The sequence below is a fragment of the Kitasatospora sp. NPDC058046 genome (genome assembly GCF_042885595.1).
Lineage (GTDB): Bacteria > Actinomycetota > Actinomycetes > Streptomycetales > Streptomycetaceae > Kitasatospora.
The window spans coordinates 92,758-115,638 of the sequence record NZ_JBHVRS010000015.1 but is presented as its reverse complement, the minus strand read 5'-3'; the positions used below and the strand labels follow the sequence as shown (position 1 = coordinate 115,638).

The window sequence follows — 22,881 nt, the reverse complement described above, 5'->3', positions numbered from 1 at the left end:
CCCCGCCGGGGGACGCGCCGGCCTCGTTCCGGACCGGTCAGAGGGCGCGCGCCCTCGTCCAGGCGGCCTCGCGCAGCAGCCGCAGCCCGTTGAGGCCGACGATGACGGTCGAGCCCTCGTGGCCGAGCACGCCCAGCGGCAGCGGGAGGGTGGCGACCAGGTCCCAGACCACCAGGGCGGTGATGAACACCGAGGCGATCACCAGGTTCTGCACCACGAAGGACCGGGCCCGCCGGGAGAGCGCCACCACGGCCGGGACGGTGGCCAGTTCGTCACGGACGATCACCGCGTCGGCGGTCTCCAGCGCCAGGTCGGAGCCGGCCCGGCCCATCGCGATGCCGGTGTGGGCGGCGGCCAGCGCGGGCGCGTCGTTGACGCCGTCGCCGATCACCAGCACCTTCCGTCCGGCCGCCTCCCGCTCGCGGACGGCGGCGACCTTGTCCTGCGGCAGCAGCCCGGCCCGGATGTCGGTGATGCCGACCTCGGCGCCCAGGTGGGCGGCCGCGCGGGGGTTGTCGCCGGTGAGCAGCATCGGCGCGGTACCCGTGAGGGCCGTCAGCGCGGCGACGGTGGCGGCGGCGTCCGGGCGCAGCCGGTCGGCGATGCCGAGCACGCCGACCGGGACGCCGTCCGCCTCGACCAGCACGGCGGTGCGGCCGGCCTCCTCCAACTCGGCTGCCAGCGCGGCGGCTTCGGCGCACGCGGCGTCGGTACGGCCGTTGATCAGCCGCGCGGGCGCGCCGACCGCGACCACCCGGCCGTCGACGGTGGCGGTGACGCCGACGCCGGGGGTGGAGCCGAAGTCCTCGGCGGCGGCCGGGGTCAGGCCGCGGTCGCGGGCGGCGTCGACGACGGCGCGGGCGAGCGGGTGCTCGCTGGGGTGCTCGGCCGCGGCCGCCAGTGCCAGCAGCTCCGCCTCGGCGAGGCCGGAGCCGGTGAGCGGCCGGAGGTCGGTGACGCGCGGGGTGCCCTCGGTGAGGGTGCCGGTCTTGTCGAGGGCGACGGCGTCGACCTGGCCCAGACGCTCCATCACGACGGCGGACTTGACCAGGACGCCGTGCCGCCCGGCGTTGGCGATGGCGGAGAGCAGCGGCGGCATGGTGGCCAGCACCACCGCGCACGGGGAGGCGACGATCATGAAGGTCATCGCCCGCAGCAGCGAGCCGGTGAAGGCCGCGCCGAAGGCCAGCGGGACGGCGAAGACGGCGAGGGTGGCGGCCACCATGCCGAGCGAGTAGCGCTGTTCGACCTTCTCGATGAACAGCTGGGTGGGCGCCTTGGTCTCGGAGGCCTCCTCGACCAGCTGCACGATCCGGGCGATCACCGTGTCGGAGGCGTCCCGCTCGACCCGCAGCCGCAGCGCCCCGGTGCCGTTGAGGGTGCCGGCGAACACCTCGTCACCGGGCTGCTTGGCGACCGGCAGCGGCTCGCCGGTGATGGTGGCCTGGTCGACCTCGCTCGCGCCGTCGAGCACCCGCCCGTCGGCGCCGATCCGCTCGCCGGGCCGGACCAGCACGGTGTCCCCGACGGCCAGCCGCTCGGTGGGCACGGTCTCCTCGCCGCCGTCGGGCAGCAGCCGGGTGGCGGTGGCCGGGGCGAGGTCGAGCAGTCCGCGTACCGAGTCGGCGGTACGGGCGGTGGCCAGCGCCTCCAGGGCGCCGGAAGTGGCGAAGATGACGATCAGCAGCGCGCCGTCCATGACCTGCCCGACGGCGGCGGCGCCGAGCGCGGCCACGATCATCAGCAGGTCGACGTCGAGGGTCTTCTCCCGCAGCGCCTGGAGCCCGGCCCAGCCGGGTTCCCAGCCGCCGGTGACGTAGGCGAGGGCGTACAGCGGGCCCCAGGTCCAGGCGGGGGCGCCGGTCAGCTGGAGCGGCAGCGCGACCAGGAAGAGCACCGTCGCGGCGGCGGCCCAGCGGGCCTCGGGCAGCGACAGCACCCGGGTGCGCCGCCGGGGCGCGGTGTCCGGACGCGGCGCGCCCGGGGACGCGGGGCGCTCGGTCAGGGTGGTGGAGGACATGGCGGACGGGACCCTTCGGGGCAGGCCTGGGCAGGGCGGGGCCGGTGACTCACTCACGATACATGAACATATGAAGGCCCCTTCATCTATCAGTTGTAGTATTGCCCGCATGGGTCATGGAGCCACCCCCGCCACCGCCGTCCCGCACACGCGCCTGGACGCCACCAGCGCTGCCCGGGTGGCCACCACCCTGCAAGCCCTGGCCACACCCTCCCGCCTGCTGATCCTCTCCCGGCTGCGCGAGGGCCCCTGCGCCGCCACCGAGCTCGCCACCGAGGTCGGCCTGGAGCAGTCTGCCTGCTCCCACCAGTTGCGCCTGCTGCGCAACCTCGGCCTGGTCATCGGCCGGCGCAACGGCCGCCAGGTGGTCTACGCGCTCTACGACAACCACGTCGCCGCACTGCTCGACCAGGCCGTCTACCACATCGAGCACCTGCGCCTGGGACTCAGCGACGCCGACGACCCCCAGGACGCGGACGAGCCGGTCGGCACCGCCACCCGCTGACATCGGCGCCGGGTCGCGCACCCTGGGCCGACGGCACCCGCGCGGCCCGCCGCAGAGGCGTGGGCAGCGCTCAACATCCCAAGCGTGAGGCACGGTTCGGCCTTCACGGCACGACCGGCCTGCCCCTGCTGGCAGCTGAGATGAATGACTTGGGCATTGTCATTCACACCACTTGACGGGCCGCCGCAAGCCGAGCAGACTCGCATCGCGGCACCAGCTGACATGAATCCGTGAATCAAAGCCATTCACACCAGCTGCCATTGCCTGCCCGTTCCCGGCAGCGTCCGCCTGCCCGCCTCCGGATCGCCCGTCCTCCGCGCCCCAGGAGTCCAGCATGCCCTCGAACACCCCGCCCGATGCCGCGGCCGCCGCCCCGCCCTGGTCACGCGTCAACCGCGCACCCCTGACCGGGAGTTGGTGGGCCCGCGGCCTGTGGCTGGCCGAACGTCTGAGCGGCGAGGGCGACCCGCCCGCCCCGGTCGCCGACAACCCGGCGGAGGGCAGCCTCGGCTGGCGCGCCGACCGCCGACTGGCCCGCTGGCGCTCGGCGTTCACCGACCACGCGCCGGACACCGCCGAAGCCCAGGCCCGCGCGCTCGGCATCGACCCGCCCCTGCTGCGCCGGCTGCTCGCCGAACACCCCGACAGCCTGGCCGCGCGCACCGTCAAACCGGCCTGGGCCCGGTTCGTCGAGGATGTCGTCGCCCGCGCACCACGGCTGCCCCCGGCGCCCGACGGGGAAGACACCACGGAACACGACGAGGGGCACGACGGAACGCACCGGCACGGCTTCGCCGACTTCGCGGCCGTCGTCGAACCCTTCCTCGCCGAGGCCCTCCGCCTGCTGGAGGCACCCGCCCGCACCGCGGACGCCACCGAGCCCTCCGCCGCCGTCCTCGCGGCCGTCCGGCGCTCGCTCACCGCCGGCCTGCGGGACCAGCTGGTGTCCGTCCTCGGCCGCACCCTCGTCCTCGAACTCCATGTGGCCCGGCTGTCCGGCCAGTTGATCGGCGACACCCCGCAGGAGCGCTTCCACGCCTTCATCGCCTGGCAGCGAGAGCCCGAGCGGCTGGCCGCGCTGCTGGACGAGTACGCCGTCCTGGCCCGGCTGCTGGCGTGCGCCACCCGGAACGCCGTCCACGCGCACCGGGAGTTCCTCGACCGCTTCACTGCCGACCGGCCCGCACTGGTCGAGCGGCTCTTCGCCGGACGCGACCCCGGCGAACTGACCGAGGTGCGCACGGGCCGCGGCGACGGCCACGAGGCGGGCCGCTCGGTCGCCCTGCTGACCTTCTCCTCCGGCGCCCGGCTGGTGTACAAACCCCGGCCGCTGGCCGTCCACGAACACTTCAACGCCCTGGTCGACTGGTACGACACCGTCCTGCCGGGCCCCGGCCCGGGCACCGTGGCGGTGTGGGACCGGGGCGGGTACGGCTGGATCGAGTACGTGGAACCGGCGCCGTGCGCCGACCACGCGGCCGCCGAGCGGTTCTACCACCGCCTCGGGGCGCTGCTGGCCCTGCTCTACGCGACCGCCGCCACCGACTTCCACTTCGAGAACGTGATCGCCGTCGGGGAGCACCCGGTCGCGGTCGACCTGGAGTCCCTGTTCCACGTCGGCGTGCCCCACCTGACCGGCAGCCCGCTGATCGACGACGACCCGGCGCAGCACCTGCTCGCCCACTCGGTGCAGCGGGTGGGCCTGCTGCCCTCGGTGCTGGTAGGCGACGGCGGCGCGGTGCTGGACGTCGGCGGGATGGGCGCCGACAAGGGCGCCGTGATGCCCTTCAAGTCGCCCACCTGGGAGGGCGACGGCACCGACGAGATGCGCCTGACCCGGGTGCAGCGCGCCTTCGAGGGCAGCGCGAACCGGCCGCGCCTGGACGACCGCGACGTCGACCCGGCCGACCACCTGGCGTCCCTGCGGGCGGGGTTCGAGGCCGGCTACCGCGCCATCGCCGCCCACCGCGAGGCGCTGCTCGCACCGGACGGCCCGCTGGAGCGGTTCCGCGAGGACACCTGCCGCACCATCGTCCGCGCCACCCGGGTCTACGCCCACCTGCTGGGCGAGAGCACCCACCCGGACGTCACCCGTGACGCGCTCGACCGCGACCGGGTACTCGGGCTGATCTTCGCCCAGTCCGCCGGGAACCCCGCCCAGCGGCCGCTGCTGCGGCTCGAAGCCGAGGACCTCTGGAGCGGCGACGTCCCGCTGTTCCGCTCCGTCGTCGGCTCCCGCGACCTGCGCACCCACCGCGGCCGGTCGCTGCCGCGGGCGCTGCCCGAGTCGGGGCTCGACCGGGCCCGGCGGATCGTCGCCGCCATGGACGAGCACGACCTGGCCACCCAGGACTGGATCATCCGGGCCGCCTTCGCCGCCCGGGCCACCACCGGGGGAGCCGGCGGTGCCGCACCCGCGGGCACCGGCCCGCGCCCGGCCGGGCCCGCCACCGGCCCGGACCGCTCCCCCGGCGGACGCGCCCTGCGCCTCGCCCGGTCCGTCGCCGACCGGCTGCTGGCCGACGCGCGCCGCGACGGCGGGCGGGCCGGCTGGCTCGGCCTCGACCTGAGCCGGGACCAGTGGCGGGTCACCGCCCTGCGGGACGACCTGTACGGCGGCTACCCCGGGACGGCGCTGTTCTTCGCCCAGCTCGCCGCCGTCACCGGGGAGGAGCGCTACGCGCGGTGGGCGCGGCGGATCCTGGCACCGTTCCCGGAGCACCTGGCCCACGTGCTGCGCCACACGCCGAACCGCTCCTGGGGGGCGTTCGGCGGCCTCGCGGGCACCGCGTACGCGCTCGACTGCGCCGCCGTGCTGCTCGACGACCCCGCCCTGGCGGAGCCCGTACCGGGCCTGTTCACCGCGGCGGCCGGCGCCCTGGACGACGACCGGCAGCTCGACCTGATCGGCGGGGCGGCCGGCTGCCTCGCCGTGGCCGAGGCCCTGGCGCACCGGTACGGCGCCGCCGCGCACGACTGCGCCCGGCGCTGCGCGCGGCTGCTGGTGGAGAAGGCCGAGGCGCACCCCGGCGGCACCGTCGCCTGGCGCACCGCGATGCCCGCCGCACGGCCGCTGCTCGGCATGTCCCACGGCGCCGGCGGGATCGGCTGGGCGCTGCTGCGGCACGCCGCCCGCACCGGGGACGCTGCCGCGCTGCGCACCGGCCGGGCCGCGCTCGCCTACGAGGAGGCCGGCTACGACCCCGAGATCGACAACTGGCCGGACTACCGGGAGCAGGCCCCCCGGCCCTGGCGGGCCACGCCTCCCCCGGGCACCTTCGCGGCCGTGCACGCCTGGTGCCACGGCGCCCCCGGCATCGGACTGCTCCGGGCCGACCTGCCCGCCGGGGTCCGCACCCCGTCGAGCGACCGGGCGCTGCTGCGCGCCGTGCGGTCCACCGCCGACGCCGGCCAGATCGGCGACGACAGCCTCTGCCACGGCACCCTGGGCAACCTGGAGCTGTTCGCCGCGGCCGCCCGCGCCGGGGTGGCCCGGGCCCGGGACGACCACTCCCGGACCCGCGACGCCCTGCTGGCCGCGATCGAGGAGCGCGGCCCGGTCTGCGGCACCCCGGGCGGGATCGTCACGCCCGGCCTGATGACCGGCCTGGCCGGCATCGGCCACGGACTGCTGCGGATCGCCGCGCCCGAGCGCGTCGCCCCCGTGCTGCTGCTCGCCCCGCAGGAGGCCCCGTGAGCGCCGCGACCGACCCCGCCCGGCCGGCCGCCCCCGCCCGGGAGCGCTCCCGGCGGCGCGCCCACCGGGTGCCCCAGCGGCTGCAGTTCACCCGGACCGAGTGCGCCGCCGCCTGCCTCGCCATGGTGCTCAGCCACTACGGACGGGACTCCACGGTGGCCGACTGCCGCCCGCTGCTCGGCGCGGGACGCGACGGCGCCTCGGCGGCCGTGCTCGTCGACGCGGCGCGGCAGGCCGGGCTGACCGTCCGCGTCGACCGCGGCCCCGCCGCACTGGAGCAGCCGCTGCGCGGCCCGGTCATCGCCTACCTGCGGACCCACCACTTCGTCGTCCTGGAGCGGGTCGACCGCCGGTCGGTCCGCCTGGTCGACCCGGCCGGCGGGCGCCGCCAGATCTCGCGGCAGGACTTCGACGGCCTGTACGGCGGCGTGACGGTCGCCCTGGAGCCGGGCGAGTCCTTCGAGGAGCGGCACACCCCGCTGCGCGACCGCCCGATGGTCCGCTACCTGCGGCGCTTCCTGGCCGCCCCGGGCGGCCGCTCCCTGCTCGCCCTGACCGCCCTGGTCACCGGACTGCTGCAACTGCTGGGCCTGGCCGTCCCGTTGCTCACCCGCACCGTGGTGGACTCGCTCCTCCCGCAGCACCGCACCGACCTGCCCGTCCTGCTGGCCCTGTCCGCCGTCGGCATCGCCCTGCTGACCGGACTGCTGACCGCCCTGCGCGCACTGGCGCTGCTCGCCCTGCGCCGGCGCGGCGACCTGGTGCTCACCCGCTCCTTCGTCGAACACCTCTTCCGGCTGCCGCTGCGGTTCTTCCTCGAACGGGGCCGCGGCGACCTGCTGATGCGCACCTCCAGCGTCTCCAGCACCCGGGAGACCCTGACCCAGCAGCTGATGACCGTGGCCCTGGACGGCGTCCTGCTGGTCGGCTACCTGGTCGCCGTCGTGCTGCTGCAGCCCCTCTACCTGCTGGCCGTCGCCCCGCTGTTCCTGCTCCAGCTGCTCCTGGTGGTCCACGCCCACCGCCGGCTGCGCAACCTCGCCCAACTGGAGCTGGTCGCCAAGGCGGAGGAGCAGAGCTACCTGGTCGAGGCGCTGGAGGCGATCCTGCCGCTCAAGGCGAACGGCGTGGAGAGCCGCGCCGTGGAGCACTGGCAGGGGCTGTTCACCCGCTACCAGGGCGCGATGCTGCGGCGCGGACGCGCCACCGCCGGGCTCTCCGGGGCGCAGCGGGCGATGACCTCGCTCGGGCCGCTGCTCATGCTGGGCGTCGGCGCCTGGATGGTCATGACCGGCCGCTCCACGCTGGGCACCATGCTGGCCGCGAACAGCCTGGTGCTGTCCGTCCTGGCGCCGCTGGAGACCCTGTCGACCACCGGTCAGCTCTACCTCACCGTCAACGCCCAGGTGGAACGCCTCTTCGACGTCCTGGACGCCCCGGCGGAGACCGGCGGCCGGCTGCGGCTCACCACCCGGAAGGCGACCTCGGTGGACGTCCGCGCGCTGACCTTCCGCTACCAGGCGTCCGGGCCGCCGGCCCTCAGTGGGATCGACCTGTCCGTCCCCGCCGGCGGCAAGCTCGGCATCGTCGGCCGCACCGGGTCCGGCAAGAGCACCCTGGCCCTGCTGCTGCTCGGGCTGCTCCCGCCCGACGAGGGGACGGTGCGCCACGACGGCGTGCCGATCGACCGGCTCGACCTCGCCGACCTGCGCGCCCACTGCGGCGCCGTCCTCCAGGAGCTGAGCCTGTTCGGCGGCAGCATCCGGGACAACCTGACCCTCGGGCGGCCCGACGCCGAGGACGCCGAGGTGATCCGGGCCGCGCGGATCGCCGGGCTGCACGAGGACGTGCTGGCCCTGCCGATGGGGTACGACACGCCCGTCGGCGAGAGCGGCTCGGCGCTCTCGGCCGGCCAGCGCCAACGGGTCGCCCTGGCCCGGGCCCTGGTGCACCGGCCGCGGCTGCTGCTGCTCGACGAGGCGACCAGCCACCTCGACCCGCAGACCGAACGCCATGTCGACGGCGCGCTCGCGGAGCTGGCCGTCACCCGGATCGTCGTCTCCCACCGGCTGAACGCCGTGCGCAACGCCGACCAGATCCTCGTCCTCGAACACGGCCGGATCGTCCAACGCGGCCGCCACGACGAGCTGATCGAGCAGGAGGGCGCGTACCGCCTGCTGTTCGGCGCGGCCGACACCGACGTGCGCCCCGCCGCGAGCCGCTGAGGCCGACGGGCCACCGTTCCGACGGGCCACCTTTCCGACGGGCCGCTCGACGCCCGTCCCCATGAACCCCGGTCGGCCGCCCGGCCGTCCGGTCGAGGAACCACCACCGAGAGGCAGGAACGCCATGAGCGACAACAGCACCGCCCGTGCGTGGAAGGACCCCGAGGACGCGGCCCGCGCCGTCGCCCCCGCCCACCCGTCCGGCGAGGTCGACCTCGGCCTGTTCGTCGGCGGCCTGTCCGACGAGGAGGGCGGCAGCGAGGCCCTCGGCACCGGCGGCTGCTGCCCCACCTGGGCCACCGGCACCCACTGCTGACGGCCCGTACCCCCCGACCCGGAGCGGAAGGAGCCGAACCATGAGCGACGAGGAGACCGTCCGGTCCTGGAAGGACCCCGAGACGGCCCGCACCACGCCCGGCCACCCGCTGGGCGAGCCCGACCTCACCGCCCTCAGCGGCGGCGAGGAGCCGGTGACCGTCTTCGAGATGTGCACCGGCCAGACCGCCTGCGGCACCTGTGGCGGCTTCACCTTCGGCTGCTGCTGAACGACCCTGCCGAACGACCCTGCCGAACGACCCCGAAGGAGTCGAACCATGAGCAACGAGGACATCGTCCGGTCCTGGAAGGACCCCGAGACGGCCCGCACCGCCCCCGGCCACCCGGTCGGCGAGCCCGACCTCACCGCCCTCAGCGGCGGCGAGGAGCAGATCACCGTCTACGACATCTGCACCACCAACCAGACCGGGTGCGGCACCTGCGGCAGCTTCAGCTTCGGCTGCTGCTGAGCGGCCCGGAGGGAGTCGGACCATGAGCGACGAGGAGACCGTCCGGTCCTGGAAGGACCCCGAGACGGCCCGCACCGCCCCCGGCCACCCGCTGGGCGAGCCGGACCTGACCGCCCTCAGCGGCGGTGAGGAGCCCTTCACCAACAACGACGTCTGCAGCAGCACCGACCAGAGCTGGTGCGGCACCTGCGGCAGCTTCAGCTACGGCTGCTGCTGACCCGCGCACCACCTCGCACCACCCTGCACCATCCCGCACCGGGCGTCGGGTCCGGCCCTCCCCCGAGGGCCGGACCCGCGTTCGTCCCCCGGGGACGGCACCGCCCGACGCCGGGGCGACGCCCGAAGCTACGATGGTTACCCGGTGGCCGGCCCCGCGTTCCAGTGCCGCCGGGACCGGCAGTGGCGGCGCAGGAGGCGGAGATGGCGGAACCCGGGGCGAGCACGCTCGCCGAGAAGATCGAGACACTGTTTCGCACGGTCCGGCGCCCCAACCGGGAGCAGTACAGCAACGAGGACGTGGCGCGCGCCTGTCGCGAGGCCACCGGCGAGACCTTCTCGGCCACCTACCTGTGGCAGCTGCGCACCGGCAAGCGCGACAACCCGACCAAGCGCCATCTGGAGGCGCTGGCCGGGTTCTTCCACGTCTCCCCCGCCTACTTCTTCGACGACCGCTCCGAGGAGATCGTCGCCGAACTCGCCCTGCTGGAGGCGCTGCGGGACGCCGGCGTACGGAACATGGCGCTGCGGGCGGTGGAACTCTCGCCCGAAGCCCTGGACACCGTCTCCGATGTGATCGAGACTATCGCTCGCCGGGAGGCTGCCAGGGGGAAGCCCTCCCCGTGAGCACGACGTGGTGCCGCCGAGGGGACACCCGCAACGGCTGACCGGCCACGTCGGCCCCGGCGGACTGGGGAGGCGCGCGTTGCGATGGATCCGACGCCACGGCGGACTGATGCGGCGATGTCGCGCGATCAGCGAATCACTGGACCTGCCCGACCCGTTCGACGCCGCCGAGCTCGTCGCCCGCCTCGCCCGCGCCCGCGGCCGTCCGATCGACCTGATCGCCGTGCCCGCACGGCCCGGGGCGCCCTGCGGGCTGCTGGTGACGACCGGCCAGGCCGACTACATCGTGTACGCCGAGGACACCAGCGAGGTGCACCGCCAGCACATCCTGGTGCACGAGTACGCCCACCTCCTGCTGGGCCACGCCGACGGCCCCTCGCCCGACCCCGGGCTCACCCGCGGCCTGCTGCCGCACCTGTCCCCGACCCTGGTCGGGAAGGTCCTGGGCCGCACCGTCTACCTCGAACCCCAGGAGCGGGAGGCCGAGTTGCTCGCCTCGCTGATCCTCAAACGCGCCCTGCTGCCCGGCGGCCGGGCGGCCAACGCCCAGTCCCGCGACGCCGAGTGGGCGCAGCGGCTCTCCCCGCTGCTGGGCCGGCGCCGCCCGACGGGCCCGCATGACTGACCCCGTCCTCGCCTGCGCCGCGGTCTTCCTGCTCGGGCTGAGCACGTACCGGTTCTTCGCCGGCCGGCACCGCGGCACCACGCCGGCCCTGCGCTACACCTGCTGCTTCGCCTGGTGCTTCGGCGCCTCCCTGGCGCTGATGGCCGGCCGGACGGGGGCGGACATCGACCACGGGACCGGCCTGGCGGGCCTGTCCTGGATGCTCACCGACCACCTCAAGATGGGCTCCGCAGGCTTCCTCGCCCTGGCCGCCGTCTCGCTGCGCCGCCCCGCCGCCGACGCCCGGGCCCTGCGCCGCCGCCAAGCCGGCGTCGCCCTCGCGGTCCTCGTGGCGACGGTCCTGTTCCTGCTCGCCCGGATCACGGAGGTCGACGGCCAGTTGGTGGCCACCGGCGGCGCCGGACCGGCAGCGCTGGCCGGCTACGACCTGGTCAGCGTCGGCTACGTGGTCGGCTGCCTGGTCACCCTGCTGCGCCAGACGTTGTCCTGGACGCGCCAGGCCGACACCGCGGCCCTGCGCACGGCCCTCGTCCTGATCACGCTCACCGCCGCCGTCGGGCTGCTCTGGACTGCGTGGGGGGTGGACGACGTCCTCGGCGCGCTGCGCTCGGGCCGCCAGCAGAGCACCGAGGACCCCGTCTCGCTGGCGCTCGGGCGGCTGTGCGCGGTGCTGCTGCTGGCCGGTGCGACCACCCTGCTGTGGGCGCGCGCCGGCCGCGCCGCCCGGCGCTGGCGGGCCGCGTACCGCAGCTACCGGTCGCTCGGCCCGCTGTGGCGGGCGCTGCACGCGGTCTTCCCGCAGATCGCCCTCGCCGCCGGCCCGCTGCCCTTCGCCGACGCCGAGCTCGCGCTCTACCGCCGGGTCATCGAGATCCGGGACGGGCTGCTGATCCTCCGCCGCTACCGCACCGGCGAGACGCCCCCGGCGGGGCCGGAGCAGCCGCGGGGCGGCGGCGCCCGGGCCACCGACGCCGCCGCGCGGGCCGAGGCCGCCCGGATCGCCGCCGCCCTGGTCCGCGCCCGCGCCCAGGCAGACACGCCCGCCGAGGCCGCCGACCCGCCGCAGGCCGAGCCGTCCCTGCCGCCCAGCGCCGGCATCGAGGCCGAGACCCGCTGGCTGACCCAGGTCGCCCAAGCCCTGCGGACCATGCCGCCGCTGCCCGTCGGCCGCACGGCCGGCTGACCGGAGCGGGGTCGGCCGCACTGGCCATGATCCCGTCAAGGAAGCGACAGGGCCCCGTCAAGATCGCGGCGGCGGGCCCGCGGGGCTGCGCGTCGGCGTCGCGGACCGGATAGGGTGGACCGCTTCCCCGTCCGCGTCCCGTCCCAGGAGCACAGCGCCGTGTCCGACAGCTTCGCGCACCTGCACGTCCACACCGAGTACTCGATGCTGGACGGCGCCGCCAAGAACGGCAAGCTGTTCGCCGAGGCGGAGAGACAGGGCATGCCCGCCATCGCGATGAGCGACCACGGCAACATGTTCGGCGCGTACGAGTTCTTCCACGCGGCCGCCAAGACCGGGGTGAAGCCGATCATCGGCATCGAGGCGTACGTCGCACCGGCCTCGCGCTTCCTGAAGAAGCAGGTGTTCTGGTCCCCCGGCGGCCAGCGCCCCACCGGCTCCGACGGCGAGGGCGGCAAGGACGTCTCCGGCGGCGGCCGCTACACCCACATGACCATGTGGGCGCAGAACGCCACCGGCCTGCGGAACCTCTTCAAGCTCTCCTCGCTCGCGTCGATGGAGGGCTACTACATGAAGCCCCGCATGGACCGCGAGCTGATCGCCGCCAACGCGACCGGCATCATCGCCACCACCGGCTGCCCCTCCGGCGAGGTCCAGACCCGGCTGCGCCTCGGCCAGTACGAGGAGGCCGTCAAGGCGGCCGGCGCCTACCAGGACATCTTCGGCAAGGAGAACTACTTCCTGGAGCTGATGGACCACGGGCTCTCCATCGAGCAGGACGTCCGCGAGGACCTGCTGCGCCTGGCCAAGCAGCTGAACATCCCGCTGCTGGCCACCAACGACTCGCACTACGTCACCGCCGACCAGGCCGACGCCCACGACAGCCTGCTCTGCGTCGGCGTGGGCAAGAACAAGGACGACCCGAACCGCTTCAAGTTCAACGGCAGCGGCTACTACGTCAAGACCGCCGAGGAGATGCGCGAGCTCTTCCGCGAGCTGCCGGAGGCCTGCGACAACACCCTGGCGATCGCCGAGCGGGTGGAGTCGTACGAGGAGGTCTTCACCTACGTCGACCGGATGCCGCAGTTCGACGTCCCCGAGGGCGAGACCCAGGCCTCCTTCCTGCGCCAGAAGATCGCCGCCGGCCTCCAGCACCGCTACGGCGACAACCCCAGCCAGGAGGTGCTGGACCGGGTCGAGCTGGAGATGGGCGTGATCACCCCGATGGGGTTCGACGCCTACTTCCTCGTGGTCGCCGACATCTGCCAGTACGGCCGGGACAACGGCATCCCGGTCGGCCCGGGCCGTGGTTCGGCGGCCGGCTCGATGGTTGCCTATCTGACCGGCATCACCCAGCTGGACCCGCTGGAGCACGACCTGCTGTTCGAGCGGTTCCTCAACCCCGAGCGCATCAACCCCCCGGACGTCGACATCGACTTCGACGACCGCCAGCGCGACCAGATGGTGCGCTACGTCACCGACAAGTACGGCTCCGCCTACACCGCCCAGGTCAACACCTTCGGCACGATCAAGGCCAAGGCCGCCGTCAAGGACGCCAACCGCATCCTGGGCTACCCCTTCGCCATGGGCGACCGGATCACCAAGGCGATGCCGCCGGACGTCATGGGCAAGGGCGTGCCGCTGGCCGACCTGTTCAACGACAAGCACCCGCGGTACAACGAGGGCACCGAGATCCGGGCGCTCTACGACAACGAGCCCGACGTCAAGAAGATCATCGACACCGGGCGGGGCATCGAGGGCCTGATCCGCGGCACCGGTGTGCACGCCGCCGCCGTCATCCTCTCCTCCACCCCGCTGCTCGAACTGATCCCGCTGCACATGCGGGACAAGGACGGCGTGATCATCACCGGCTTCGACTACCCGTCGTGCGAAGCCATGGGCCTGATCAAGATGGACTTCCTGGGTCTGCGGAACCTGGGCATCATCGACCACTGCATCAAGATCGTGAAGGCCAACCGGGGCGTCGACGTCGACATCGAGAAGATCCCGATCGACGACCCCACCACGTACCAGCTGCTGGCCCGAGGCGACACCCTCGGCGTGTTCCAGCTCGACGGCGGCCCCATGCGCGCCCTGCTCAAGCTGATGAAGCCCACCGAGTTCGCCGACATCTCCGCCGTCTCCGCGCTGTACCGGCCCGGCCCGATGGGCATGAACTCGCACACCAACTACGCCCTGCGCAAGAACGCCCAGCAGGAGATCATCCCGATCCACCCCGAGCTGGAGGAACCGCTCAAGGACGTCCTCGGCCCCACCTACGGCCTGATCGTCTACCAGGAGCAGGTGCAGCGAGCCGCCCAGGTGCTGGCCGGCTACTCGCTCGGACAGGCAGACCTGCTCCGCCGCGCGATGGGCAAGAAGAAGAAGGAGGTCCTGGAGAAGGAGTTCGTCCCCTTCCACGCCGGCTGCAAGGAGCGCGGCTACTCCGACGAGGCCATCCAGGCGGTCTGGGACGTCCTGGTCCCGTTCGCCGGCTACGCGTTCAACAAATCGCACTCCGCCGCGTACGGCCTGGTCTCCTACCAGACCGCCTACCTCAAGGCCAACTACCCCGCCGAGTACATGGCCGCCCTGCTCACCTCCGTCGCCGACGACAAGGACAAGATGGCGATCTACCTGGCCGAGTGCCGGCAGATGGGCATCAAGATCCTCTCCCCCGACGTCAACGAGTCGGTGGTCGACTTCACCGCCGTCGGCAGCGACGTCCGGTTCGGCCTCAAGGCGGTGCGCAACGTCGGCGTGCCCGTCATCGAGTCCCTGGTCGGCACCCGCGAGGAGAAGGGCAAGTACACCTCCTTCGCCGACTTCCTGGACAAGGTCGAACTGGTGGTGTGCAACAAGCGCACCGTCGACTCCCTGGTCAAGGCGGGCGCCTTCGACTCGCTCGGCCACACCCGGCTCTCGCTCAGCAGCGTGCACGAGAACGCGATCGACGCCGTCACCGGGCTGAAGAAGCAGCAGGCCATCGGACAGGACGACCTGTTCGGCGCCCTCGACGCCGGCGAGGGCGGCGGGCCCGGCATCGGACTCGACTTCCAGCTCACCGAGAACGAGTGGCCGCGACGCCAACTCCTCGCCCTGGAACGCGAGATGCTCGGCCTCTACGTCTCCAGCCACCCGCTGGACGGCGCCGAGCACATCCTCTCCCAGAACCGCGACAGCTCGATCGCCCAGCTCCTCGACTCCGGCCGGTCCGAGGGCGAGGTCCGGCTCTCCGGGCTGATCACCGGCGTCGACCGGCGGATCAACAAGGCCGGCAACGCGTGGGCGATCATCACCCTCGCCGACCGCGACGGCTCGGTCGAGGTGCTGTTCTTCCCGGCGACCTACAACCTCATGGCCGAGCAGATGATCGAGGACAACGTGATCTCGATCCGCGGCCGGCTCAACGAGCGCGACGGGTCACTGAGCGTCTTCGGCCAGGAGATCACCACCCTCGACGTCTCCTCCGCCGAACTCGGCACCAAGCCGCCCGTCCAGATCACCGTCCCGGCCGCCCGGATCAACCCCCAGGTGGTCGCCGAGCTCAAGCTCGCCCTCCAGAACCACCCCGGCGACGTCCCGGTCCGGCTGCGCACCACCAACTGGGACAAGGACACCCTCTACGAGCTCGGGTTCCGGGTGAACCCGGACAACGGGCTCGCCTCGGACGTCAAGACCCTCCTCGGCAACCGCTCCTGGGCGGGGGCGGCCGTCCGGTCCTGATGCTGCCGTGCCCGGCCCGGTCCGTTCCGTTCCTCGCAGCGGGCCGGGCCGGTCGGCTGTCCGGCCCCTGCCGGGGACCGGGTTCGGTGGTGCCATGGAGGTGGGCGGACGGCCGGGCCGACTCGTCGGCCTCCCGCCCGCCCCGCCCCAGCCGCTCCACGCCCGAGGAGTACGCCGATGCCCGACCACACCCGCACCCACCTGCTCGCGGCCATCGAACTCGCGGCCTCCGCCCGCGCCCACGGCAACCACCCCTTCGGCGCACTGCTGACCGACGCGTCCGGCGGCGTCCTGCTAACGGCCGAGAACACCGTGCTGACCGACCACGACGTCACCGCCCACGCGGAGACCAACCTGGTCCGGGCGGCCTGCCGCACCCTCGCCCCGCACCAGCTCACCGAGACCGTCCTGTACACCAGCACCGAGCCGTGCGCGATGTGCGCCGGCGCGATCTACTGGAGCGGCATCCGGCGGGTGGTCTACGCGCTCGCCGCCACCGAACTGAACGCCATCGCGGGAGCGGACCCGGACGAACCGGTGCTCGACCTGCCCTGCCGCCTGGTCTTCGCGGCCGGCGGCAACACCGTCGAGGCCTCCGGCCCGCACCTGTTCGACGAGGCCTCCGCCGTCCACACCGGGTACTGGGGCTGACCGGCCACGCCGTGCGCGGCCTGGCGGGGCGGGCGCGGGGCACCGTGGGTAGGTACGGAGCGTGACACCGGGCGGTCCGCGTGCCCGGCGGACCGGCAGGAGGCCGCGATGACCACGAGGGAACCCCTACCGACGGAGACCGGAGCCTGGGTGGTGGACCGCCCCGGGCCGGTCGGCGGGCCGGGCCCGGGCCCGCTGGTCTGGGAGCGCCGACCGCTCGACCCGCCCGGGCCGCAGGAGATCCTGGTCGAGGTGGAGGCCTGCGGGGTGTGCCGCACCGACCTCCACCTCGCGGAGGGGGACCTCTCCCCCAGGACGGCGAGGCGCACACCCGGGCACGAGGTGGTCGGGCACGTGCTGGCGGCCGGGTCCGAGGTCGAGGAGTTCACCGTCGGGGACCGGGCCGGGGTGGCCTGGCTGGCCCGGACCTGCGGCGGCTGCGGGTACTGCCGCAGCGGGCGCGAGAACCTCTGCCCCGACTCCCGCTACACCGGCTGGGACCGGCACGGCGGCTACGCCGGGCACGTCACCGCGGACGCCCGCTACGCCTACCGGCTGCCCGAGGGCCCGCCCGCCGAGGAACTCGCCCCGCTGCTGTGCGCCGGGATCATCGGCTACCGGGCCCTGGAACGGGCCGAACTGCCGACGGGCGGGCTGCTCGGCATCTACGGCTTCGGCGCGTCCGCGCACCTGACCGCCCAGATCGCCCTCGCCCGGGGCGCCCGGGTGGCCGTGTTCACCCGCTCCGAGGCGGCCCGACGGCTGGCACTGGAACTCGGCGCCGCCTTCGCCGGCGACTCCTACGACCCGCCCCCGCAGCCGCTGGACGCGGCCGTCCTCTTCGCCCCGGTCGGCGGCCTCGTACCCGCCGCCCTCACCGCGCTGGACCGCGGCGGCACGCTCGCCGTGGCCGGCATCCACCTCACCGACATCCCGTCGCTGGACTACCAGCGGCACCTCTTCCAGGAGCGCACGCTGCGCAGCGTCACCGCCAACACCCGGGCCGACGGCCTGGCCTTCCTGGCGGAGGCGGCCCGCGCCCGCCCGGTGGTCCACCTCAGCCGCTACCCCCTGCGCCGGGCGGACGCGGCGCTCGCCGACCTCGCCGCGGACCGGGTGACGGGCGTCGCGGTGCTCGTACCCGAGTAGCGCGCCACCCGGAGCGGCACGGCGGTGACCCGCCCCTTCGGAGTGACAGGAGGGGCCGTTTGACTGCGCTCGGTGGCCGACCGGTTGCATCATGTGCGCATGGTGAACTTCCCTGACGATGTCCCCGGTTACCTCTCCATCAGGATGGCCGCCCCCACCGAGCCGGTGGCGGGGATGGCGGACGTCGAGGCGTGGACGGCCCGCGACAGCTATCCGCAGATCCTGTCGGCCGGGAGCAGGGCCTTCGGCGTCGCCCGTGAACTGCCCACGGGCGGCTGGGCCCTGCGCACCTCGATGGCCGAGGTCTATCCGCAGTCGGCCCGCGACGACCTGGGCATGGTCTGCCGCGAGCAGGCCGGCCGGGCGGAGCAGGCCGGCGACACCGCGGCGCAGCAGCGGTACCTGGCCGTGGCCGGGCGGCTGGAGTGGGAGAAGCTCGACGAGGTCGAACTGGACGTCCGCTACCGCGTGGTGCGGGCCGAGCGGTACATCCGCAGCGGTCCGGACGGCCCGGAGCCGCCGCGCTCCACCGACCCCGACGACCACCGCAAGCGCCCGCTCGCCGAAGCCCTGGACCCGGCCGCCGGCTTCGTCATGGACCCCGCCCTGCCGACCGGGCTCTCCACCGGCATCCTCAAGACCGACCTCATCCAACTGGTGCCCACCGCACGCGACTTCCCGCCCGAGGTCCGCCGGGACGCGCTGCGTTCCAGCACCACCCACCCGGGTGTGGTGCTGCTGCCGGCCGCCTTCGGCGTCGCGGAACGGGTCGACGGCCGGTGGCGTCCGGTCGGCGTCATGGACGCCCCCACCCCCTTCCGCGCCCGGGACATCCTGTCGATGCGGCTGCGCGTGACCGAGCCGGTCGAGCGCCGGCTGAGCGACCGGCAACGGGCCCACTACGCAGAGGCGGCGGACCGGCTCGAAGCCGAGCAGGGCTTCGAACTCACCGTCGAGGACCGGCTCCTGCGGATCATCCGGGTGGAGCGCGCCGTCCGCTTCGGCCCGGACGGACCCGAGGGGCCCCGCCCTTCCGACCACGACCCCGAGGACCCGATCCTGGTGATGGACCAGAAGCTGCGAGCGCAGGGCATCGTCCCCGACGAGGACGATGACGAGCCGATCGTCCTCGACGAGTCCGCGCGGGAGTTCCAGCGCCTCTTCGAGGCCGAGATGGCCCGGCGCGGCACCCCGCTCCCGCGCTTCGAGGACGACGGGGCGTAGGGGCGGGCCCCACCCCGTCGAACACCCCTCCACCACCGTGGTCCGTGACGGGTGACCGGCACCGGCCCCGCTCGTTGCACACCGGGGGGTCATCCCAACCGCTCGGGGTGACCAAGGAGCCGGAGGTGCGCGCAGCATGGGGTTGGCCGAGGGTTCACAGGACGGTTCGCACGAGGACGCGGTGAGCGGGCGGACCCGACGCCAGTTCCTCACCCGCGCCGCCGCGTTGGGCGGGGCGCTGGCCGTCGGTCCCGCCGCCGGCGCCGCCCCGCTCCCGCGTGGCGCGGGCACCGGTGCCCGCGGCGGCGCCGGGCGGACCGTGGCGGTCCTCGGCGGCGGGGTGTCCGGGCTGAGCGCGGCACACGAACTGGCCGAGCGCGGCTACCGGGTGACGGTGTACGAGTACTACGCCGCGCTCGGCGGCAAGGCCCGGAGCATGGACGTGCCGGGCGGCGCGCGCGGTGGACGCCGAGCGCTGCCGGGCGAGCACGGCTTCCGGTTCTTCCCCGGCTTCTACCGCAACCTGCCGGACACCCTGCGCCGCATCCCCTACCCGGGCAACCCCGGCGGCGTCCACGACAACCTGCGCGACGCCACCCAGGCGCTGCTGGCCTTCGACGCCCCGCGCCCGGGCCTGCTGCTCCCGTTCCGGACCCTCACCCGCCGCCCGCTCGACCTGGGCGACCTCGCCCCAGACGCCCTGCGGCGGACCCTGACCGGCGCGCTGGACGAGGTGCTGCACCTGCCCGCCGACGAGCTGGCCTACTTCGTGGACCGGGTCCTGGTCCACCTGACCAGCTGCGACCTGCGCCGCGAGCAGCAGTGGGAACGGGTGCCGTGGTGGGACTTCATCAGGGCCGGGCGGATGTCCCACGACTACCAGCGCCTCCTCGGGGTCGGCGTGTCCCGGGACCTGGTGGCGACCCGGGCCGAGCAGGCCAGCACCCGTACGGTGGCCCGCACCATCATCGAGGCCTTCCTGCTGAACGGGCTGCTCGGGCGCGGCGTCGACGGACAGCTCGACCGGGTGCTCAACGGCCCCACCAGTGAGGCCTGGATCGACCCGTGGGCGGCCCACCTCTCCGCACTGGGCGTCGAGTTCCGGACCGGCACCGAGGTCCGGGAGGTGCTGTACGGCGAGGGCCGGATCACCGGGGTCCTGGTGGCACCGGCCGGCGGCGGCGCCCCCGAGACGGTGCGGGCCGACTACTACCTCAGCGCGCTGCCGGTCGAGCACGCCCGCACCACCTGGGGTCCGCGCCTGCGCGCCGCCGATCCCCAACTGGCGCGCTGCGACGCGATCGGCACCGACTGGATGACGGGCATCCAGTTCTACCTGCGCCGCCCGCTGCGGCTGGTGCACGGCCACGCCATCTGCCTGGACTCCCCCTGGTCGCTCACCACGGTCAACCAGGCGCAGTTCTGGGACCGCGACTTCGCGGCCGCCTACGGCGACGGCACGGTGCGCGACTGCCTCTCGGTCTGCGTCTCGGAGTGGGACCGTCCCGGCGTCCTCTACGGCAGGACGGCCAAGGAGTGCACCCGCGAGGAGGTCGCCCGCGAGGTCTGGGCGCAGTGCCGGCGGGCCCTCGACCGGCCGGGCGCCGGTTGGCCGGCGGACGCGGACGTGCACTCGTGGTTCCTCGACCCGGCCGTCACCGGCCTGGGCGGGCCGGCCCCGGCCAACCGCGAGCAACTCCTGGTCCACCCCGCCGGCACGCTCTACCACCGGCCCTCCGCCGCCACCGCCGTCGGCAACTTCTTCCTGGCCGGCGACTACGTCCGCACCGACGTCGACCTGGCCACCATGGAGGGCGCCAACGAGTCCGCGCGCCGCGCCGTCAACGCCCTCCTGGACGCCGACGGTTCGCCCGCCGAACGCTGCCGGATCCAGCTGCTCTTCCGTCCCCCGGAGCTGGAGCCCCTCAAGCTGGTCGACGAGGCCCGCTACCGCCTCGGCCTGCCGAACACCTTCGACCTCGGCTGACCCGGCCCGCCCGGACACAAGGGTATGGAGCGGCGGCGATCCAACAGGTCCCGCGCGGGCGTTCCCTACCCAGCGGTGGCCGGCGCCTCCAACTCTTTCCGGCGCTGCTCGTACCGCGAGGGCGCGCCGAGTATCCAGGACCAGGCCTCGTACTCGTCGACGGTCCCGACCCGGGCGGCGCCGTCGACGCAGCGCGGATCGTCCCGTTCGGCGAGTCCGAGGACGGCCCAGATGCGGGTCACCTGGTCCTCGTCGTCGAGCAGTTCGGCGAGGACCTCGCCGACCGCGCTCGCCGGTTCCCCGCTCTCCGCGAGCTGATGGGCGACAAGTCGGCGAACAGCGGCGTCGTTGTCCCGAGCCAGTACTCGCATGGCATCCAGCCCCTCGGACGCGTAGGTCCACCGCCCCGAACGGTCCGGGACCGTGTGCTCCAGGGTCGCGGGCACTCGGGCGCGCACCTTCGAGGCGGGGTGCGCGAGAAAGGACAGGCCGAGGGGCTCGATCCTCGGGTCCTCGTGGTGGCTCAGGCCGACCAAGACCTCGGCCAGGACGTCCGCGTGGTCCCCCTCCGCCGCCCAGTCGAGGAGGAACTCCAGCGTGCGCTGGTCGAACGGGCTCGGGTCGGCGGACATGGGGTCACCGAGGAAGAGGGATGTCAGGAGCTCCGCACCGAAGCGGCGGCGCAGGGGATCGGGGTGGGACCGCAGTGCCACCGCGGCCTCCCACGTCTCGTCGTCCTGCCTCTCGGCAAGCGTGCTGATGATCTCCCCCCAGACGGCGTGCTCCCGGTCGGGGTACGCGAGGGCGCACGCGCGGCCGGCCAACTCGTCGACTCCCAAGCGGAGTCCGAGATGCTTCTCGAGGAGAGTGAGGATTCCTGTGTGGCCGTCGCGGACGGTCGTTTCGCCGAGTCGGATCTCGTGGTAGTCGGTGGACCATTCCCTGTCCCGGACCCGGACCCACTCGACCGGACCCGAGGAGCCGGTCCGTTCCCGCAGCATGCCGACCGCGCCCGTCTCGTGCCACTGCCGGGCACGTGCCAACAGTTCCGCGCGAGTGTCCTCACCGAGCAGCGCCGCCTCGCCGAGCAGGCCGTGGGCAAGACCGACGGAGCCGCTGTCGACGGCCCGCAGCCGCGGGGTGGTCCCGTCGGGCAACCGACGGTCCACATCCGCGCCGCCCTCCACCAGACAGTCGGCTGCCAACGAGTCGAACGCGGCGATGGCCAGGCAGAGTGCAGGGGTTCCCTGCTCGTCGACGGCATTGGGATCCGCCCCGTCCTCCAGGAGCATCCTGACCGCGTTCTCGTCCCCTCTCCGCACCGCCGCGATGAGTGGATCCTCGCCCATACCCCTAAGCCCCCGTTACTCTCGATCGCCGGCCGTCAGAACAGCAGCAGGCCCGCAGGGGCGTGGTCGGCCAAGAGCTTCCACACGCCCCGGGCCGGAGCCAGGGTGACGGACAGGCCGACGATGTCGCCGCCCCTGGCGGGACAGTCTGTCACGGCCGGTCGTTCAACGGTCCGCCGTGATCGCCGCTCGGGCCTGGTCCGCGCCGATCACTTCGCCGTCGAGGCCGGACTGGTGCAGGTCCCCGCCGGGGGCCTCGATGCGTCCGGCGTCGGCCAGGCCGCCGGCCCTGACCGGGTCGAATCCGGCCGTGCGGATCAGCCGCTCGGCGGCCGCCGCGGCGTGCTCGTCGTCGGTGGCGTAGAGCAGCGCGGCCCGCTGCGGGGTGCGGTTCGCGCTCGCGGCGAGCGCCTCGGCGGCGAGGGTGCCGAACGCCTTGACGTAGTGGGCGCCCCCGGGCAGGAGCGCGGCGACGACGGAGCCCGCCGACTGCCCGTCGGGCAGGGACCGCACCATCCGGCCCTGGTCGTCGAAGGCGATCGGGTTCGACGGGTCGACCACGACCTTGCCCACGAGCAGCGGCGAAACCTGCGGGATCAGCTCCTTGATGGTGTCGAGCCAGACGGCGAACACGACGGTGTCGGCCTCGGCGACGGCGTCCCGGACGGTGGCGGTGTGCGCGAGCGGTCCGAGCTCGTCCGCCAGCTCCTGGGCCCGCGACGCGCTCTTCCCCGTCAGGACGACGTGCTCTCCTCCGGCGACCAGGTGCCGGGCGACCGCGCCGCCGATGTTGCCCACGCCCACGATTGCGGTGGTCATGTTCCTCAGCCTTCCTCTCCGCGAATGTAGGGGTCAGGTGTTCCTCGGATGCCCCGGAGGTTGTCGGGCAGTAGCCCGAATGCCTGAGACGCC

Annotated in this window: 18 protein-coding genes; 15 read left to right on the top strand and 3 right to left on the bottom strand. The window is 74.0% G+C overall.

What is annotated here, in order from left to right; all coding sequences use genetic code 11:
• Positions 1–37: 37 nt before the first annotated feature.
• Positions 38–2,020, bottom strand: a complete 1,983-nt coding sequence (locus tag ACFVU7_RS27595; RefSeq protein ID WP_388047667.1) for a heavy metal translocating P-type ATPase — start codon at positions 2,018–2,020, stop codon at positions 38–40.
• 109 nt (positions 2,021–2,129) lie between these two features.
• On the opposite strand from ACFVU7_RS27595, the gene ACFVU7_RS27590 reads away from it, so the two are divergent.
• The 15 genes from ACFVU7_RS27590 to ACFVU7_RS27520 all read left to right on the top strand — a co-directional run bounded on the left by ACFVU7_RS27590 (position 2,130) and on the right by ACFVU7_RS27520 (position 20,620).
• Positions 2,130–2,525 carry an ArsR/SmtB family transcription factor gene (locus ACFVU7_RS27590; RefSeq protein ID WP_388047665.1) on the top strand — a complete coding sequence of 132 codons (396 nt, stop codon included), beginning with the start codon at positions 2,130–2,132 and terminating at the stop codon, positions 2,523–2,525.
• 334 nt (positions 2,526–2,859) lie between these two features.
• Positions 2,860–6,222 (top strand): type 2 lanthipeptide synthetase LanM family protein, encoded by a 3,363-nt coding sequence (locus ACFVU7_RS27585; RefSeq protein ID WP_388047663.1) that lies wholly within the window; start codon positions 2,860–2,862, stop codon positions 6,220–6,222.
• Positions 6,219–8,447, top strand: coding sequence for a peptidase domain-containing ABC transporter (locus ACFVU7_RS27580; protein WP_117485623.1), 2,229 nt, complete (start codon positions 6,219–6,221; stop codon positions 8,445–8,447). Before ACFVU7_RS27585 ends, ACFVU7_RS27580 begins: the two co-directional genes overlap by 4 nt.
• Before the next feature lie 124 nt (positions 8,448–8,571).
• Positions 8,572–8,763, top strand: coding sequence for a hypothetical protein (locus tag ACFVU7_RS27575; RefSeq protein ID WP_049659012.1), 192 nt, complete (start codon positions 8,572–8,574; stop codon positions 8,761–8,763).
• Between the two features lie 40 nt (positions 8,764–8,803).
• The gene (locus ACFVU7_RS27570; RefSeq protein WP_074003145.1) at positions 8,804–8,992 is read left to right on the top strand and encodes a hypothetical protein; all 189 of its coding nucleotides are present in this window, start codon (positions 8,804–8,806) and stop codon (positions 8,990–8,992) included.
• A 48-nt stretch (positions 8,993–9,040) separates the two neighbouring features.
• A complete protein-coding gene (locus tag ACFVU7_RS27565; protein WP_074003146.1) occupies positions 9,041–9,232 on the top strand; it encodes a hypothetical protein in 192 nt (63 codons plus the stop codon).
• A gap of 22 nt (positions 9,233–9,254) precedes the next feature.
• A complete protein-coding gene (locus ACFVU7_RS27560; protein ID WP_387828920.1) occupies positions 9,255–9,449 on the top strand; it encodes a hypothetical protein in 195 nt (64 codons plus the stop codon).
• A 203-nt stretch (positions 9,450–9,652) separates the two neighbouring features.
• Positions 9,653–10,075: a hypothetical protein gene (locus tag ACFVU7_RS27555; RefSeq protein WP_049659008.1), complete on the top strand. Its 423-nt coding sequence runs from the start codon at positions 9,653–9,655 to the stop codon at positions 10,073–10,075.
• Between the two features lie 79 nt (positions 10,076–10,154).
• On the top strand, positions 10,155–10,700 hold the full coding sequence (locus ACFVU7_RS27550) for a hypothetical protein (protein ID WP_181970381.1): 546 nt from the start codon (positions 10,155–10,157) through the stop codon (positions 10,698–10,700).
• The gene (locus ACFVU7_RS27545) at positions 10,693–11,883 is read left to right on the top strand and encodes an MAB_1171c family putative transporter (protein ID WP_388047661.1); all 1,191 of its coding nucleotides are present in this window, start codon (positions 10,693–10,695) and stop codon (positions 11,881–11,883) included. Before ACFVU7_RS27550 ends, ACFVU7_RS27545 begins: the two co-directional genes overlap by 8 nt.
• Positions 11,884–12,042: 159 nt before the next feature.
• Positions 12,043–15,609, top strand: a complete 3,567-nt coding sequence (dnaE, locus tag ACFVU7_RS27540) for a DNA polymerase III subunit alpha (protein ID WP_074003307.1) — start codon at positions 12,043–12,045, stop codon at positions 15,607–15,609.
• A gap of 177 nt (positions 15,610–15,786) precedes the next feature.
• Complete coding sequence (locus ACFVU7_RS27535) at positions 15,787–16,260, top strand: nucleoside deaminase (RefSeq protein WP_388047659.1); 474 nt, start codon at positions 15,787–15,789, stop codon at positions 16,258–16,260.
• Between the two features lie 108 nt (positions 16,261–16,368).
• Positions 16,369–17,409 (top strand): zinc-binding alcohol dehydrogenase family protein, encoded by a 1,041-nt coding sequence (locus ACFVU7_RS27530; protein WP_388047657.1) that lies wholly within the window; start codon positions 16,369–16,371, stop codon positions 17,407–17,409.
• Positions 17,410–17,508: 99 nt separating this feature from the next.
• Complete coding sequence (locus ACFVU7_RS27525) at positions 17,509–18,633, top strand: DUF5954 family protein (protein ID WP_388047655.1); 1,125 nt, start codon at positions 17,509–17,511, stop codon at positions 18,631–18,633.
• 136 nt (positions 18,634–18,769) lie between these two features.
• Positions 18,770–20,620: an FAD-dependent oxidoreductase gene (locus ACFVU7_RS27520; protein WP_388047654.1), complete on the top strand. Its 1,851-nt coding sequence runs from the start codon at positions 18,770–18,772 to the stop codon at positions 20,618–20,620.
• A 65-nt stretch (positions 20,621–20,685) separates the two neighbouring features.
• On the opposite strand, the gene ACFVU7_RS27515 is transcribed toward ACFVU7_RS27520, so the two are convergent.
• Positions 20,686–21,969: a HEAT repeat domain-containing protein gene (locus ACFVU7_RS27515; protein WP_388047652.1), complete on the bottom strand. Its 1,284-nt coding sequence runs from the start codon at positions 21,967–21,969 to the stop codon at positions 20,686–20,688.
• 165 nt (positions 21,970–22,134) lie between these two features.
• The gene (locus ACFVU7_RS27510) at positions 22,135–22,797 is read right to left on the bottom strand and encodes an NADPH-dependent F420 reductase (RefSeq protein WP_388047818.1); all 663 of its coding nucleotides are present in this window, start codon (positions 22,795–22,797) and stop codon (positions 22,135–22,137) included.
• Between the last annotated feature and the right edge of the window lie 84 nt (positions 22,798–22,881).

Bases quoted from the DNA above. Each gene is read 5' to 3' on its own strand.
- ACFVU7_RS27515 (WP_388047652.1), bottom strand. From the start codon at position 21,969: ATGGGCGAGGATCCACTCATCGCGGCGGTGCGGAGAGGGGACGAGAAC.
- ACFVU7_RS27520 (WP_388047654.1), top strand. From the start codon at position 18,770: ATGGGGTTGGCCGAGGGTTCACAGGACGGTTCGCACGAGGACGCGGTG.
- ACFVU7_RS27570 (WP_074003145.1), top strand. From the start codon at position 8,804: ATGAGCGACGAGGAGACCGTCCGGTCCTGGAAGGACCCCGAGACGGCC.
- ACFVU7_RS27525 (WP_388047655.1), top strand. From the start codon at position 17,509: ATGGTGAACTTCCCTGACGATGTCCCCGGTTACCTCTCCATCAGGATG.
- ACFVU7_RS27555 (WP_049659008.1), top strand. From the start codon at position 9,653: ATGGCGGAACCCGGGGCGAGCACGCTCGCCGAGAAGATCGAGACACTG.
- ACFVU7_RS27545 (WP_388047661.1), top strand. From the start codon at position 10,693: ATGACTGACCCCGTCCTCGCCTGCGCCGCGGTCTTCCTGCTCGGGCTG.
- ACFVU7_RS27590 (WP_388047665.1), top strand. From the start codon at position 2,130: ATGGGTCATGGAGCCACCCCCGCCACCGCCGTCCCGCACACGCGCCTG.
- ACFVU7_RS27530 (WP_388047657.1), top strand. From the start codon at position 16,369: ATGACCACGAGGGAACCCCTACCGACGGAGACCGGAGCCTGGGTGGTG.
- ACFVU7_RS27585 (WP_388047663.1), top strand. From the start codon at position 2,860: ATGCCCTCGAACACCCCGCCCGATGCCGCGGCCGCCGCCCCGCCCTGG.
- ACFVU7_RS27535 (WP_388047659.1), top strand. From the start codon at position 15,787: ATGCCCGACCACACCCGCACCCACCTGCTCGCGGCCATCGAACTCGCG.
- ACFVU7_RS27565 (WP_074003146.1), top strand. From the start codon at position 9,041: ATGAGCAACGAGGACATCGTCCGGTCCTGGAAGGACCCCGAGACGGCC.
- ACFVU7_RS27595 (WP_388047667.1), bottom strand. From the start codon at position 2,020: ATGTCCTCCACCACCCTGACCGAGCGCCCCGCGTCCCCGGGCGCGCCG.
- ACFVU7_RS27575 (WP_049659012.1), top strand. From the start codon at position 8,572: ATGAGCGACAACAGCACCGCCCGTGCGTGGAAGGACCCCGAGGACGCG.
- ACFVU7_RS27560 (WP_387828920.1), top strand. From the start codon at position 9,255: ATGAGCGACGAGGAGACCGTCCGGTCCTGGAAGGACCCCGAGACGGCC.